Source organism: Klebsiella sp. G-Nf4, assembly GCF_002810615.1.
Classification (GTDB): domain Bacteria; phylum Pseudomonadota; class Gammaproteobacteria; order Enterobacterales; family Enterobacteriaceae; genus Klebsiella; species Klebsiella variicola.
This window is the reverse complement of sequence record NZ_PION01000017.1, coordinates 21898-37363: the sequence shown is the minus strand read 5'-3', so window position 1 is coordinate 37363 and position 15466 is coordinate 21898. Positions and strand designations below refer to the sequence as shown.

At 54.3% G+C, this 15466-nt stretch carries 12 protein-coding genes; all 12 read right to left on the bottom strand.

Annotation, left to right across the window (positions count from 1 at the left end; translation table 11 throughout):
* Window positions 1-9: 9 nt before the first annotated feature.
* On the bottom strand, window positions 10-1644 hold the full coding sequence (locus CWM57_RS25335; RefSeq protein WP_074385291.1) for a carbohydrate porin: 1635 nt from the start codon (window positions 1642-1644) through the stop codon (window positions 10-12).
* 482 nt (window positions 1645-2126) lie between these two features.
* Window positions 2127-2852: a phosphate signaling complex protein PhoU gene (gene phoU / locus CWM57_RS25325; protein WP_004145007.1), complete on the bottom strand. Its 726-nt coding sequence runs from the start codon at window positions 2850-2852 to the stop codon at window positions 2127-2129.
* 50 nt (window positions 2853-2902) lie between these two features.
* Entirely contained in the window at window positions 2903-3676 is a 774-nt protein-coding gene (gene pstB, locus CWM57_RS25320) for a phosphate ABC transporter ATP-binding protein PstB (RefSeq protein WP_004145006.1), read from the bottom strand.
* A 47-nt stretch (window positions 3677-3723) separates the two neighbouring features.
* A complete protein-coding gene (pstA, locus tag CWM57_RS25315) occupies window positions 3724-4614 on the bottom strand; it encodes a phosphate ABC transporter permease PstA (RefSeq protein WP_061156294.1) in 891 nt (296 codons plus the stop codon).
* The gene (gene pstC, locus CWM57_RS25310; protein ID WP_061156293.1) at window positions 4614-5573 is read right to left on the bottom strand and encodes a phosphate ABC transporter permease PstC; all 960 of its coding nucleotides are present in this window, start codon (window positions 5571-5573) and stop codon (window positions 4614-4616) included. Before pstC ends, pstA begins: the two co-directional genes overlap by 1 nt.
* Before the next feature lie 128 nt (window positions 5574-5701).
* A complete protein-coding gene (pstS, locus tag CWM57_RS25305) occupies window positions 5702-6742 on the bottom strand; it encodes a phosphate ABC transporter substrate-binding protein PstS (RefSeq protein WP_061156292.1) in 1041 nt (346 codons plus the stop codon).
* A gap of 336 nt (window positions 6743-7078) precedes the next feature.
* The gene (gene glmS / locus CWM57_RS25300) at window positions 7079-8908 is read right to left on the bottom strand and encodes a glutamine--fructose-6-phosphate transaminase (isomerizing) (protein ID WP_061156291.1); all 1830 of its coding nucleotides are present in this window, start codon (window positions 8906-8908) and stop codon (window positions 7079-7081) included.
* Window positions 8909-9091: 183 nt separating this feature from the next.
* Window positions 9092-10462 (bottom strand): bifunctional UDP-N-acetylglucosamine diphosphorylase/glucosamine-1-phosphate N-acetyltransferase GlmU, encoded by a 1371-nt coding sequence (gene glmU / locus CWM57_RS25295; protein WP_061156290.1) that lies wholly within the window; start codon window positions 10460-10462, stop codon window positions 9092-9094.
* A 693-nt stretch (window positions 10463-11155) separates the two neighbouring features.
* Complete coding sequence (locus CWM57_RS25285) at window positions 11156-11575, bottom strand: F0F1 ATP synthase subunit epsilon (RefSeq protein WP_008806724.1); 420 nt, start codon at window positions 11573-11575, stop codon at window positions 11156-11158.
* 20 nt (window positions 11576-11595) lie between these two features.
* Window positions 11596-12978 (bottom strand): F0F1 ATP synthase subunit beta, encoded by a 1383-nt coding sequence (atpD, locus tag CWM57_RS25280; RefSeq protein WP_008806723.1) that lies wholly within the window; start codon window positions 12976-12978, stop codon window positions 11596-11598.
* 26 nt (window positions 12979-13004) lie between these two features.
* Window positions 13005-13868, bottom strand: coding sequence for a F0F1 ATP synthase subunit gamma (gene atpG, locus CWM57_RS25275; protein ID WP_008806722.1), 864 nt, complete (start codon window positions 13866-13868; stop codon window positions 13005-13007).
* A gap of 50 nt (window positions 13869-13918) precedes the next feature.
* Entirely contained in the window at window positions 13919-15460 is a 1542-nt protein-coding gene (gene atpA / locus CWM57_RS25270; RefSeq protein ID WP_012543303.1) for a F0F1 ATP synthase subunit alpha, read from the bottom strand.
* Window positions 15461-15466 lie beyond the last annotated feature (6 nt).

Genomic DNA, 15466 nt, shown 5'->3' with positions numbered 1-15466 from the left:
GTTATCGTCTTACCACCAGATTTCCGCCTGCGCCCCCACGGCAAACTGATCGTTTTTACCGTCTTCAAAAATGCTGGTGGTATTATTCGCTGCCTTATCCAGGTCGATATCCTTCGCTTTAATATAGGTGGCATAGAAGCGAATTTCCGGGCGCGAGGTCAGCATACTGGTATTGACTTTGAAGGTATGGAACAGCGTGGTCTTGTAGCCGGACTCGTTATATTTCTTGCCGGTAACATCTTTGTTTTGCTGTTTGAAGTATCCCAGCTCGACGCCGGTCTGGTTATATTTATCCCAGATATAAGCCGGTCGCAGGACCGTGCGAATGGATTCAAAATCGGAGTGGGCCCCGGTCTCGTAGCTATAGACGTCGTTACCAAAGGAGTAGACGATGGCATTCGCCATAATAATGTCATCGCGTAAATAGGTTTCTCCCTGCGAGGTTAAGCGCACCGCGGTGCCATTGGTATGATCGCCATAATAGCGGCCGTTAAAAGTGGTATAGGGGCTGGATCCGGCATAGCGCGAGAAGCTGCTGGCAATAGAATTATTCGCCAGTAAGAAAGAGAATTCGTTAAAGCCGCCGTTAGCCCATTTCTGCGTTAACGAGGTGCCTGCCATCCAGGTATCTTTCCACGGATAATAACCTTCATTGCCCTCTTTATATTTCTCCGAGGAACTTTGGTTGGCAGCGACATAGCGCCCGCTGACCATCAGGCTGGCTTTATCCCACAGCGGAATCGCTTTGTAGCGGACGTCCAGGGTGTTGGTGTTAATTTGCTGCTTATTGCTCAAAGAACGGTCGTAATCATCGACATCTTCTCGGACCAATGCGATATCGAATTTCCCGGCGCCCACCTGCCAGTTTTCCAGCCCCACGCCGGCCGCCGCATCGGTTCTCTGCGTTTTCCAGTCCAGCATCTGGATTTCGATTTTTGGCGCCCCGTGTTTGCCGACCCAGAAATCGGCTTCCGGGGCAAACGGCAGGAACCCTTTGGTGTTAACGTACATATCCGAGAACTGGATGTAGTTTTCGCCGCCAGCGTTGTCACCAAACCAGCCAGCGGAATACTGCTGGCCGACGTTACCGTCGAGCATCACGATGGCATCAACGCGTTTATCGCCTTCCTGAAACACCCGCTGCTTCAGCTGCAGATCGAACCAGCCGGAATATTCATTGCCCAGGCGGCCAAGCGAGCCAATCGCCCACGATTTTGGCGAGCCGTGCGAGGCGGTACCCCATCCGGAACGGAAGTAGCCGTTATAGCTAAAGCCAATTTCATCTTTCACGAACGTGCTAAAATCTTTCAGCGTCATCGCGCTATAGGCTGGCGCGCCGTCCGTGGCTGGTTGTTGATTTTTGACCAGCACCGCGTCCGGTTTCACCGCTGTTTTCGGCCCGGCGGTCGCCACCCCGGTCTTGCGCTTCTGACCTTCTGCTGGCGGAGACCATGAGGCCCAAATCTGGTCTCTTTTTCTCTCCTGGTCCTGATATTTTTTGAGTTCTTTTTGCGTGTCTTTGAGCGCTTTTTCCAGCAGCTCAAGCCGTTGCTCCACCGTCAACGGGCTCGCTATCAGAGTGGTGGAATAACAAAGCGGTGCCAGCAATACCATCGCCGGAGCGATCCTGGTTTTTCTCATCATAATATTCCCTTATATAAGTATTGGCGTAAATAAAACACGACAGCAACAAGCATCCCGCGCAGGTTCGAATAGCCGTATCCATACCGTTTGAGGTCGCGGCGGCTGTTATTTTTGCGGTTAGACAAAAGCAAAAAAAAACCTGAAGAAGACGATCTGCCTTAACAGATAATCCTCTTCAGGTTTTGCCCGCGCATCGCGGTAGCAACCCTCATTCAGCCATTATTGGCCCGCATAAAACAAAAAAACCTGATACCGCCGCCGTAGGGGCAATATCAGGTTTTGCCTGCTGTCGCAGTCACAATCCGGTTAAACCACCCTGAGCGTTTAAGCTCAGGAGTGGGCGTTAATTGTTACGCGATAAAATGAAGAACTCAAATGGGCAGCCGGTTAATTGTGACGATAATCTCAGCAATCTCGCTGCCGCGGGAAAAATTATATCTAATCCTGATAAATCCATTTACCAGAATTAGACAGAATGATTATTACTCTTTCGGATCTTTGCCGGCGAGCAGTTTATCAAGCTCATCGCCGCCAACGTGACGGAAATCCTGACCTTTGACGAAGTAGAAAATATATTCGCAGATATTCTGGCAGCGGTCGCCGATGCGCTCGATCGAACGCGCGCAGAACAGCGCGGTCAGGACGCTCGGGATAGTGCGCGAGTCTTCCATCATGTAGGTCATCAGCTGGCGCACGATGCCTTCATACTCCTGGTCGACTTTCTTATCTTCGCGATAAATACGTACCGCTTCGTCGAGATCCATACGCGCAAACGCATCCAGCACGTCATGCAGCATCTGCACCGTGTGACGGCCCAGCGATTCGAGGCTCACCAGCAGCGGCTGATGCTGCTGGGAAAACTTCTCCAGCGCGGTGCGGCAGATTTTATCCGCCACGTCGCCGATGCGTTCCAGCTCAGCGATAGTCTTGATGATCGCCATCACCAGGCGCAGGTCGCTGGCGGTCGGCTGGCGCTTGGCGATGATGCGCACGCAGGCCTCGTCGATCGCCACTTCCATCATGTTGACCTGCTTGTCGCCGTCGATGACGCGTTTCGCCAGATCGCTGTCCTGATTATGCATCGCGGTGATCGCATCAGAAAGCTGCTGCTCCACCAGCCCACCCATGGTCATCACCTGGGTGCGGATGTACTCCAGTTCAGCGTTGAACTGGCCGGATATATGTTTGTTAAGATTTAGGTTGTCCATGGTGTCTCCTGATTGCCCAACTGGTGAGAGCCTGAAAGCACAAGGGCAAATCAACCGTAGCGGCCAGTAATATAATCTTCAGTTTGTTTCTTCGCGGGCTTGGTGAACAGGTCGTCCGTGTTGCTGAACTCAATCAGCTCGCCAAGATACATAAATGCCGTATGGTCGGAGCAACGCGCAGCCTGCTGCATGTTGTGAGTCACGATAACGACGGTGTAGTCCTGTTTCAGCTCGGTGATCAGCTCTTCGATACGCCCGGTGGAGATCGGGTCCAGCGCGGAGCAGGGCTCATCAAGCAGCAGGACTTCCGGACGGATCGCGATACCGCGCGCGATGCACAGGCGCTGTTGCTGGCCACCGGAGAGAGAATACCCGCTCTGGTGCAGTTTATCTTTGGTTTCGTTCCATAATGCGGCTTTGGTCAGCGCCCACTGCACGCGCTCGTCCATATCGGCACGGGACAGCTTTTCAAACAGGCGCACGCCGAAGGCGATATTGTCATAAATGGACATCGGGAACGGCGTCGGTTTCTGGAATACCATGCCAACCTTGGCGCGTAGCAGGGCGATATCCTGGGTGTTGGTCAGAATATTATCGCCATCCAGCAGGATCTCGCCTTCCGCGCGCTGCTCCGGATACAGTTCAAACATTTTGTTGAACGTGCGCAGCAGGGTGGATTTACCGCAGCCTGACGGACCGATAAACGCCGTCACCTGGTTTTTGGTGATATCCAGGTTGATGTTCTTCAGGGCATGGAATTTGCCGTAGTAGAAGTTCAGGTTACGAACTGAAATCTTACCCGGAGCTGTATTCACCATACTCATCTCAATCTCTTCCTCATTCAGCGCAGCAGCCGCTGCGCCGCAAAAAATTAACCGTGTTTCTTCTTGGCGAAGATAACGCGCGCCAGGATGTTCAGCAGCAAGACGCACAGGGTGATAATCAATACCCCGGCCCATGCCAGTTGCTGCCACTCCGCAAACGGACTCATGGCAAATTTGAAAATGGTCACCGGCAGGTTGGCAATCGGCTGCATCATGTCGGTGCTCCAGAACTGGTTGGAGAGCGCGGTGAACAGCAGGGGAGCCGTTTCCCCGGCAATACGAGCGATTGCCAGCAGGATCCCGGTCATAATCCCCGAGACGGACGCTTTCAGGGTAATCGCCGAGATCATCTTCCACTTCGGCGTCCCCAGCGCATAGGCCGCTTCACGCAGGCTATCCGGCACCAGCTTCAGCATATTTTCGGTGGTACGAATAACGATAGGCACCTGCAGCAGCGCCAGCGCGATAACGCCCGCCCAGCCCGAGAAGTGTTGCATCTGCGCCACCACGATGGTGTAGACGAACAGGCCGACCACGATAGACGGCGCGGAAAGCAGAATATCGTTGATAAAACGGATGATTTCCGCCAGTACCGACTTGCGGCCGTACTCCGCCAGATAGATACCCGCCATGATCCCCAGCGGCGTACCAAAGACGGTCGCCCACAGGATCAGCAGGCCGCTGCCGGCGAGGGCGTTGGCCAGGCCACCGCCTGCCGTGTTCGGCGGCGGCGTCATTTCGGTGAACAGCGCCAGACTCATGCCATCGAAACCGCGGGTTATCGTCGCCATCAGGATCCAGATAAGCCAGAACAAACCAAACGCCATGGTCGCTATGGACAGCGCCAGAGCGATACGGTTCTTCATGCGGCGTTTGGCCTGCATCTTGCGACGGGACTCCGCCAGCTCGGTAGTGGTTTGCAATTCAATGGTCGCCATTAGCGTGCCCCCTCATTCTTCGCGAGGCGCATAATCATGAACTTAGACGCGGCCAGAACGATAAAGGTGATAACGAACAGGATCAGGCCCAGCTCCATCAGCGCCGCCACGTGCAGTCCGGTTTCCGCTTCGGCGAACTCATTAGCCAGCGCGGAAGTAATGCTGTTCCCTGGCATATACAACGAGATGCTGTCGAGCTGGTAGGTGTTGCCGATGATAAAAGTGACCGCCATGGTTTCACCCAGCGCGCGGCCCAGACCGAGCATCACCCCGCCGATCACCCCATTCTTGGTGAACGGTAAGACAATGCGCCAGATAACTTCCCAGGTGGTGCAGCCGATGCCATAGGCCGACTCTTTCATCATCACCGGCGTCTGTTCGAAAACATCACGCATGACCGCGGCGATATAAGGGATGATCATGATGGCCAGAATGATGCCAGCGGCCAGGATACCGATACCAAACGCCGGACCGGCAAACAGCGCACCGACGAACGGGATCGTTGACAGGACGTTGCCGACCGGCTCCTGGAAGTAAGTCGCAAACAGCGGGGCGAAAATAAACAGGCCCCACATGCCGTATACGATACTCGGGATTGCCGCCAGCAGCTCAATCGCAATACCCAGCGGGCGCTTGAGCCAGGCCGGGGAAAGTTCGGTCAGAAACAGCGCGATGCCAAAACTCACCGGGACGGCAATCAGCAGCGCGATAAAGGAGGTGACCAGGGTTCCGTAAATCGGTACCAGCGCGCCGAAGATTTCGTTTGGCGCATCCCACTCCTTGGTCCACAAAAAGGCAAAGCCAAACTTTTGAATGCTCGGCCAGGAAGAGATGATCAGGGAAACGATGATGCCGCCCAGCATCAACAGGACAATCAGCGCAGCCAGTTTTACCAGCGCACTGAAAATCATGTCACCCTTTTTCCCCGGAGGGGTAAATGCAGGCTTGGTTGCAGCCATAGATTACTCTTTACGTATTAAAACTTGTTCGAATAAATGCCCGGTGGCGTTCGCTCCCGGGCCTACAGTCTGAACCGTAGGGCGGGCAGCGCCTGAACGCCCCCGCCATCTTCGTCAAAAATCTACTGTTAGTACAGCGCTTTACCGCTGCTGTCTTTGACGTTGGTTTTCCATGCTGCACGAACCTGCTCTACCACGCTTTCCGGCAGCGTCGCGTAATCCAGTGCATTTGCTTCTTTCGCGCCGTTTTTATACGCCCAGTCGAAGAACTTCAACACTTCAGCGGTCTGTTCCGGCTTGTTGGTCGCCTTATGCACAAGGATGAAGGTGGTTGAGGTGATCGGCCATGCATTTTCACCTTTCTGGTTGGTCAGGTCCTGTGCGAAGGACTTGCTCCAGTCAACGCCTTTCGCGGCGTTAGCGAAGTTATCTTCAGTCGGGCTAACCGGCTTGCCACCAGCGGACACCAGCTTGGTGTACGCGAGGTTGTTTTGCTTGGCGTAAGCGTATTCGACGTAACCAATAGAGCCCGGCAGACGCTGAACAAAGGCGGCGATACCGTCGTTACCTTTGCCGCCCAGTCCGGTTGGCCAGTTTACGGTAGAACCTGCACCGATTTTCGATTTCCACTCTTCATTCACCTTGGACAGGTAGCTGGTGAAGACGAAGGAGGTACCGGAACCATCAGCGCGGCGAACCACGGCAATGTTCTGTGAAGGCAGCTTCAGGCCCGGGTTGAGTTTAGCGATCGCTTCGTCATCCCATTTTTTAATTTTACCCAGATAGATATCACCGAGGGTTTTGCCATCCAGCACCAGTTCGCCGGATTTCACGCCAGGCAGGTTAACCGCCAGCACCACGCCGCCAATTACGGTGGGGAACTGGAACAGCCCTTCCTGAGTCAGTTTGTCATCAGCCAGCGGAGCATCAGAAGCACCGAAATCAACGGTGTTAGCAATAATCTGCTTAACGCCACCAGAGGAACCAATGCCCTGGTAGTTCACTTTATTGCCCGTTTCTTTCTGATAGGTGTCAGCCCATTTGGCATACACCGGCGCAGGGAAAGTTGCGCCTGCGCCAGTCAGGCTTGCTGCTGCGAAGGCAGAGAAAGCGCTCATCGATAAGGTCGCGGCGACAACTGTTGCGACGGTGGTACGCATAACGTTCATAATGTCTCCTGCTGGGATTCGTAAATCATTGTTTCGAGGCTATGGTGAGCAAAATAGGTCAAAGAGGTGACAGTAAAATGTACGAATTATGACAGTTTTATGACATGTCGAAAGAAGGGATTTTATAGCAAATAATAGTCATATAACTCAGATGGTTATCTGTAATCATGACCGTGCAATGACAGAATAATTTTCTTTTTATGACAGAAAAATCGAACCGCAAAACGATCGTTTGTCATCTACCGCCAGCCAAAATATTTCGCGCAAGTTCGGTGATGAACAGCAGGTGAAAATAAAAAGGGCTGCCGCCGGCAGCCCTTTGCAAGATATGATGCTTTACTCCACAGTCACCGATTTCGCCAGGTTACGCGGCTGGTCAACGTCAGTGCCTTTGATCAGCGCGACGTGATAAGCCAACAGCTGCAGCGGTACCGTATAGAAGATAGGGGCGATCATCTCTTCGACATGCGGCATCTCAATGATGTGCATGTTATCGCTACCGTTGAAGCCGGCGTCACCGTCGGCGAAGACGTACAGCTCGCCGCCGCGGGCACGAACCTCTTCGATGTTGGATTTCAGTTTTTCCAGCAGCTCGTTGTTCGGCGCCACCACAATCACCGGCATTTCCGCATCAATCAGCGCCAGCGGGCCATGTTTCAGCTCACCTGCCGCATAGGCTTCCGCGTGAATGTAGGAGATCTCTTTCAGCTTCAGCGCTCCTTCCATGGCGATCGGGTACTGATCGCCGCGGCCGAGGAACAGCGCATGGTGCTTATCAGAGAAACGCTCTGCCAGCTGTTCAATACGCTTGTCCTGGGAGAGCATCTGCTCGATACGGTTCGGCAGCGCCTGCAGACCGTGCACGATATCGTGCTCAATCGCCGCATCCTGACCTTTCAGACGCGCCAGTTTCGCCACCAGCATCAACAGCACGGTCAGCTGAGTGGTAAAGGCTTTAGTTGAGGCCACGCCGATTTCAGTACCGGCTTTGGTCATCAGCGCCAGATCGGACTCACGCACCAGTGACGAACCCGCCACGTTACAGATGGCCAGCGAGCCGAGATAGCCCAGCTCTTTAGAGAGGCGCAGCGCCGCCAGGGTATCGGCGGTTTCACCCGACTGGGAGAGGGTGATCATCAGACTGTTGCGACGCACCGCGGACTTGCGATAGCGGAATTCCGAGGCGATTTCCACATCGCACGGGACGCCGGCTAATGCTTCGAACCAGTAACGGGAGACCATCCCGGAGTTATAGGAAGTCCCGCAGGCAACAATCTGAATATGTTCAACCTGAGCCAGCATTTCATTGGCATTCGGCCCCAGCTCGCTGAGATCCACTTCGCCGTGGCTGATGCGCCCGGTCAGGGTGTTTTTAATCGCGTTCGGCTGTTCGTAAATCTCTTTCTGCATATAGTGGCGGTAGATACCTTTATCGCCAGCGTCATACTGCAGATTAGATTCGATCTCCTGGCGCTTCGCTTCCGCGCCGGATTTATCGAAAATCACCACCGAGCGGCGAGTGACTTCGGCAATATCGCCCTCTTCGAGGAAGATAAAGCGGCGGGTCACTGGCAGCAATGCCAGCTGGTCGGAAGCGATAAAGTTTTCGCCCATTCCCAGGCCAATCACCAGCGGGCTACCGGAGCGGGCCGCCAGCAGGGTTCCCGGGTCACGGGTATCCATGATCACCGTACCGTAGGCGCCGCGCAGCTGCGGAATAGCGCGCAGCACGGCTTCACGCAAGGTACCGCCTTGTTCCAGTTCCCAGTGCACCAGATGGGCGATAACTTCGGTATCGGTCTCGGTGACGAAGACATAGCCGCGAGACTGCAGCAGGGCACGCAGCGGCTCATGGTTCTCGATGATCCCGTTATGGACCACCACAATGTGTTCAGAAACATGCGGATGCGCATTGCTCTCAGACGGTTCGCCGTGCGTCGCCCAGCGAGTATGGGCGATCCCGGTACCACCATGTAACGGTTGCTCTTCTACCGCCTGAGCCAGCATCTGAACTTTACCCAGGCGACGCACGCGGGTCATATGACCTTCGCTGTCGACCACCGCCAGACCGGCAGAGTCATACCCACGGTATTCCAGACGACGTAAACCTTCGAGAAGGATTTCAGCAATATCACGCTGCGCGACTGCGCCAACAATTCCACACATAGTTAAATTTCCTGATAATGGCGATATGCCATGCGTTGTCGCTGACCTGTATTTGCCCGTTTTCCGGGCGCCCCGAGCCTTGTAGAGAGTGGGGTTATTGTTATGGTACTGCCTGCGGACGGGGGTCTATATTGACCCTCTCATCCTGGTTCGCCGGGCATATTTCCCCGGCGACAATCCAAATTATTTCTTCTTCACCGGACGCTGCCAGCCCTGCTTGTGGACCTGCGGTACGCGGCTCAACACCAGTTCGTTATCGGCGATATTGCGCGTAACGGTGGTCCCGGCGGCGATAGTAACACCGTTGCCTACCGTGACTGGCGCCACCAGCTGGGTATCCGAGCCGACAAAGACATCATCGCCAATAATCGTTTTGTGTTTATTCGCGCCATCGTAGTTGCAGGTGATGGTGCCGGCGCCGATATTGACGTTATCACCGATCTCCGCATCGCCCAGATAGGTCAGATGACCCGCCTTGGAGCCTTTCCCGAGACGCGCTTTTTTCATTTCCACGAAGTTGCCAACGTGGGCGCCTTCCAGCAGTTCGGCGCCCGGGCGCAGACGGGCAAATGGGCCGATGGTGCAGGCAGCCTGCAGCAGGGCATCTTCCACCACGCTATAGGGGCTAATTTCGCAGTCATCGCCGATGGTGCTATTTTTGATCACGCAGCCGGCGCCGATTTTCACACGATCGCCCAGCACCACATTGCCTTCCAGAATAACGTTAGTATCGATCTCCACATCGCGCCCGTGCTGCAGCGTACCGCGCAGATCGAAACGCGCCGGATCGCGCAGCATCACGCCCGCCAGCAGTAATTTTTCTGCCTGCTCAGCCTGGTAAACGCGCTCCAGGCGCGCAAGCTGCAGGCGATTGTTGACGCCTTCGACTTCGCTCAGGCGCTGCGGATGCACCGCGACGATCTCGTGCCCTTCCTGATACGCCATGGCGATGATATCGGTGATGTAGTATTCGCCCTGAGCGTTGTTATTGGTGAGCTTCGCCAGCCAGCGCTTGAGGTCTGCTCCGCCGGCGATCAGGATCCCGGTGTTGATTTCCTGGATCTGGCGCTGCGCCTCGCTGGCATCTTTGTGCTCAACGATGCCAGTCACCTGGCCATTTTCACGGGTAATGCGGCCGTAGCCCGTTGGGTCATCCAACTTCACCGTCAGCAGACCAATACCACCCTGTGGTTTCGCGGCGCGCAGGCGCTGTAGCGTCTCAACGGAAATCAGCGGCACGTCGCCATAGAGCATCAGGATGTCTTCATCATCATTGAAGAAGGGTGCTGCCTGCTGCATGGCGTGTCCGGTTCCGAGCTGCTCGGCCTGCAGCACCCAATTCAGGTTGTCTTCATGGAGGGTCTGACGCAGCAGATCGCCACCGTGACCGTACACCAGATGCACCGCACATGCGCCTAAATCGTTAGCGGCATCAATGACATGCTGCACCATAGGCTTCCCGGCCAGGGTATGCAGCACCTTAGGAAGATCGGAATACATGCGGGTCCCTTTGCCTGCGGCAAGGATAACCACGCTCATCGCACTATTTGACATACTCATCCTGACGGTAGTTAGAACGGAAAGTAAAAGCCTTTCACGTTGAAATTTCTACATATTTTTCATCATAAAACGAGACGTGGAGAAAACGTCCAGGCTCGCGGTTATACACCATTTTATGACGCTATTTTTGACCACTGCAAATCAGTTTAACGCTGAAAAAGGAGGGTGGGGAGGGTAATCATTGACTATCTCACTGCTTTTGCTGTTTTTTCGCCACCTGAATAAAGCGGCAGAGCGCGGCCCTATTGGCGGAGATCAACAGGATATGAGCCGACTGAGTGGAAATCAGCCGCAGGCAGAGGAGAGCTGAAGTGATTGGTGGCATCAATAAAATACAAAAGGCCACCGTCAGGTGACCTTCATTTACCGGTTTCACATCGCCAGTGTTGTCGTTTTGATGGGCGATACGTCGTGCAAGCCGGGGAATAGCGCGTGGCTTAGAAGCTCAGTACGCTGAATTTGGCGATGATTTTATGGAACAGTTTCATGATGATTTCCTGACGCAGGTGCAGTTTGATAACGTTCTTTTATGTGACATACATCACAAAATAGAGTCTACGCCTCATCATTTAACTAATCAATAACAATTAAGGGTGGATCCTGTTTTCACTTTACCCGCTCGCCAGCCGCTGGCCATAAAAAAAGCCAGCCTGGAAACCAGACTGGCTTTTTACGTTCAAGCCGGTGTTACATCGCTTTTTTGGTCAACTCGATAACGCGCAGTTTAGCGATCGCTTTGGCCAGTTCCGCAGACGCCTGAGCGTAATCCACATCGCCGTGGGAGCTCTTAATGTGCTCTTCGGCTTTGCGTTTCGCTTCCAGCGCTCGCGCTTCGTCGAGGTCCTGACCGCGAATTGCGGTATCCGCCAGAACGGTCACGCTGCCAGGCTGCACTTCAAGAATGCCGCCAGACAGATAGATAAACTCTTCATGACCGTGCTGTTTAACGATGCGAATCATACCAGGCTTAATGGCGGTGAGCAGCGGCGCGTGTCCCGGGTAAATACCCAGTTCACCTTCGCTACCCGTTACCTGGATTTTTTCGACCAGACCAGAGAACATTTGTAACTCTGCGCTGACGACGTCCAGGTGGTAAGTCATTGCCATATCACCCTCCGATTAAGGCGTTAAAGTTTTTTGGCTTTTTCCACGGCTTCGTCGATGGAACCGACCATGTAGAACGCCTGCTCTGGCAGGTGATCGTATTCGCCTTCCATGATGCCTTTAAAGCCACGGATAGTGTCTTTCAGCGCCACGTATTTGCCCGGAGAACCGGTAAAGACTTCTGCTACGAAGAACGGCTGGGACAGGAAGCGCTGGATCTTACGTGCGCGAGCTACCACCAGTTTGTCTTCTTCAGACAGTTCGTCCATACCGAGGATGGCGATGATGTCTTTCAGTTCCTGATAACGCTGCAGGATGGACTGAACGCCACGCGCGGTGTCGTAGTGTTCCTGACCAACAACCAGCGGATCCAGCTGACGGCTGGTGGAGTCCAGCGGGTCAACGGCCGGGTAGATACCCAGGGAAGCGATCTGACGGCTCAGTACTACGGTTGCATCTAAGTGAGCAAAGGTAGTGGCTGGGGATGGGTCAGTTAAGTCATCCGCCGGTACGTATACCGCCTGTACGGAGGTGATAGAACCGGTTTTGGTGGAGGTGATACGTTCCTGCAGAACGCCCATCTCTTCCGCCAGAGTCGGCTGATAACCTACCGCTGAAGGCATACGACCCAGCAGTGCGGATACTTCAGTACCGGCCAGGGTGTAACGATAGATGTTATCGACGAACAGCAGAACGTCACGACCTTCGTCACGGAATTTCTCAGCCATGGTCAGGCCGGTCAGTGCAACGCGCAGACGGTTTCCCGGCGGCTCGTTCATCTGGCCGTAAACCAGGGATACTTTATCGATAACGTTGGAGTCGGTCATTTCGTGGTAGAAGTCGTTACCCTCACGAGTACGCTCACCGACGCCCGCAAACACAGAGTAACCGGAGTGCTCGATCGCGATGTTACGGATCAGCTCCATCATGTTTACGGTTTTACCTACACCCGCACCACCGAACAGACCAACTTTACCGCCCTTCGCGAACGGACACATCAGGTCGATAACTTTGATACCGGTTTCCAGCAGTTCCTGAGAGCTGGACAGCTCTTCATAGGAAGGTGCTGCACGGTGGATAGCCCAACGCTCTTCTTCACCGATATCGCCTTTCATGTCGACCGGCTGACCCAGTACGTTCATGATACGACCCAGTGTTGCTTTACCTACCGGGACTTCGATTGGGTGCTCGAGGTCTTTTACTTCCAGACCGCGGCGAAGACCATCGGAAGAACCCATGGCGATGGTACGAACGATACCGCCGCCGAGCTGCTGCTGAACTTCCAGCACCAGAACTTCTTTACCATTCTGCACCTCAAGAGCTTCGTACACGCGCGGTACGGCATCCTGAGGGAATTCGACGTCAACTACGGCGCCGATTACCTGGACAATTTTTCCAGTAGCCATCTTGAATCCTCTACGAATTAACCTGGTTATACCGCGGATGCACCACCGACGATCTCGGTGAGTTCCTGAGTAATGCTGGCCTGTCGAGCTTTGTTGTATACCAACTGCAGCTCTTTAATCAGGCTGCCGCCATTGTCGGTCGCGGCTTTCATCGCCACCATACGTGCGGCCTGCTCGCTGGCCAGGTTTTCTACCACGCCCTGATAGACCTGAGATTCGACATAACGACGCAGGAGGGTATCCAGCAGCGCTTTCGGATCGGGTTCGTACAGGTAATCCCAGGATTTACGTTTCAGATCAGCGTCTTCTGATGCCGGTAACGGCAGCAGTTGAGTGATCGTCGGAACCTGAGACATGGTGTTAATAAATTTGTTGCTGACAACGTACAGCTTGTCCAGACGGCCTTCATCATAGGCCTGCAACATCACTTTTACCGGGCCGATCAGTTCGGACAGGGAGGGGTTATCCCCCATACCAGTCACCTGTGCAACCACGTTACCGCCAACGGCGTTAAAGAAAGAGACGCCTTTAGAGCCGATCATTGCGAGGTCGCACTGAACGCCTTTATCGGACCATGCTTTCATTTCCGCCAGCAGTTTCTTGAACAGGTTAATGTTCAAGCCGCCGCACAGACCACGGTCGGTCGACACCACCAGGTAGCCCACGCGCTTAACGTCGCGTTCTTCCAGGTAAGGGTGCTTATATTCCAGATTACCGTTCGCAAGGTGACCAATCACTTTGCGCATAGTATCTGCGTAAGGACGGCTGGCCGCCATGCGCTCCTGCGATTTACGCATTTTGGAAGCGGCGACCATCTCCATCGCTTTAGTGATCTTTTGCGTGTTCTGGACGCTTGCGATCTTACTACGTATCTCTTTTGCGCCGGCCATGAGCTTCTCCTCAATGCCTTGCGGCCTGCCCTAAGACAGACCGCCAGACGTTACCAGGACTGGGTTGCTTTGAAGGAATCGAGGATGCCTTTCAGCTTGCCTTCGATTTCGTCGTTATAGCCACCGGACTGGTTAATCTCTTGCATCAGCGGAGCGTGATCACGGTCGACGTAAGCCAGCAGAGCGGCTTCGAAGCTACCGATTTTCGCCAGTTCTACATCAGCCAGGTAACCACGTTCTGCTGCGAACAGAACCAGAGACTGCTGCGCAACGGACATCGGCGCATACTGTTTCTGTTTCAGCAGTTCGGTCACTTTCTGACCGTGGTCCAGCTGTTTGCGGGTTGCATCGTCAAGGTCGGATGCAAACTGGGAGAACGCTGCCAGTTCACGATACTGCGCCAGTGCGGTACGGATACCACCGGACAGTTTCTTCATGATCTTGGTCTGCGCTGCACCACCAACACGGGATACGGAGATACCCGGGTTAACCGCAGGACGAATACCGGCGTTAAACAGGTTGGTTTCCAGGAAGATCTGACCATCGGTAATGGAGATTACGTTGGTCGGAACGAATGCGGAAACGTCGCCCGCCTGCGTTTCGATAATCGGCAGCGCAGTCAGAGAACCGGTTTTCCCTTTCACTTCACCTTTGGTGAAAGCTTCAACGTATTCGGCGTTAACACGCGCAGCACGCTCCAGCAGACGAGAGTGGAGGTAGAATACGTCGCCCGGGAAGGCTTCACGTCCTGGCGGACGACGGAGCAGCAGGGAGATCTGACGATAAGCAACAGCCTGTTTAGACAGGTCATCGTAAATGATCAGCGCATCTTCGCCGCGGTCGCGGAAGTATTCGCCCATTGCGCAACCAGCGTATGGCGCCAGGTATTGCAGTGCAGCAGATTCGGATGCAGTCGCTACCACCACGATGGTGTTAGCCAGCGCGCCGTGCTCTTCCAGTTTACGCACCACGTTAGAGATGGTGGACGCTTTCTGGCCGATAGCAACATAGACGCACTTGATACCGGAATCACGCTGGTTGATGATGGCATCGATAGCCAGCGCAGTTTTACCGGTCTGACGGTCGCCGATGATCAGTTCACGCTGACCACGACCGATTGGGATCATGGCGTCAACGGATTTATAACCGGTCTGTACCGGCTGATCGACGGACTGACGTTCGATTACGCCCGGTGCGATCGCTTCTACGGCGGAGAAACCGTCGTTTTCCAGCGGACCTTTACCATCAATTGGCGCGCCCAGGGTGTTAACCACACGGCCCAGCAGGCCGCGGCCAACCGGAACTTCCAGGATACGGCCAGTACATTTAACCTTCATGCCTTCGGCGAGGTCAGCATACGGACCCATCACCACGGCACCAACGGAGTCGCGCTCCAGGTTCAATGCGATAGCGTAACGGTTACCCGGCAGGGAGATCATCTCACCCTGCATACATTCGGCAAGGCCGTGGATGCGGATAACACCGTCACTTACAGAAACAATAGTACCTTCGTTATGAGCTTCGCTCACAACATTGAACTGAGCAATGCGCTGCTTGATCAGTTCGCTGATTTCGGTGGAATTCAGTTGCATGCTCCA

What these genes read in the sequence shown, in the direction of transcription:
- CWM57_RS25335 (WP_074385291.1), bottom strand. Translation starts at nt 1,644, where the DNA reads ATGATGAGAAAAACCAGGATCGCTCCGGCGATGGTATTGCTGGCACCG.
- atpA (WP_012543303.1), bottom strand. Translation starts at nt 15,460, where the DNA reads ATGCAACTGAATTCCACCGAAATCAGCGAACTGATCAAGCAGCGCATT.
- pstA (WP_061156294.1), bottom strand. Translation starts at nt 4,614, where the DNA reads ATGGCGACCATTGAATTGCAAACCACTACCGAGCTGGCGGAGTCCCGT.
- pstS (WP_061156292.1), bottom strand. Translation starts at nt 6,742, where the DNA reads ATGAACGTTATGCGTACCACCGTCGCAACAGTTGTCGCCGCGACCTTA.
- glmS (WP_061156291.1), bottom strand. Translation starts at nt 8,908, where the DNA reads ATGTGTGGAATTGTTGGCGCAGTCGCGCAGCGTGATATTGCTGAAATC.
- atpD (WP_008806723.1), bottom strand. Translation starts at nt 12,978, where the DNA reads ATGGCTACTGGAAAAATTGTCCAGGTAATCGGCGCCGTAGTTGACGTC.
- atpG (WP_008806722.1), bottom strand. Translation starts at nt 13,868, where the DNA reads ATGGCCGGCGCAAAAGAGATACGTAGTAAGATCGCAAGCGTCCAGAAC.
- pstC (WP_061156293.1), bottom strand. Translation starts at nt 5,573, where the DNA reads ATGGCTGCAACCAAGCCTGCATTTACCCCTCCGGGGAAAAAGGGTGAC.
- pstB (WP_004145006.1), bottom strand. Translation starts at nt 3,676, where the DNA reads ATGAGTATGGTGAATACAGCTCCGGGTAAGATTTCAGTTCGTAACCTG.
- glmU (WP_061156290.1), bottom strand. Translation starts at nt 10,462, where the DNA reads ATGTCAAATAGTGCGATGAGCGTGGTTATCCTTGCCGCAGGCAAAGGG.
- CWM57_RS25285 (WP_008806724.1), bottom strand. Translation starts at nt 11,575, where the DNA reads ATGGCAATGACTTACCACCTGGACGTCGTCAGCGCAGAGTTACAAATG.
- phoU (WP_004145007.1), bottom strand. Translation starts at nt 2,852, where the DNA reads ATGGACAACCTAAATCTTAACAAACATATATCCGGCCAGTTCAACGCT.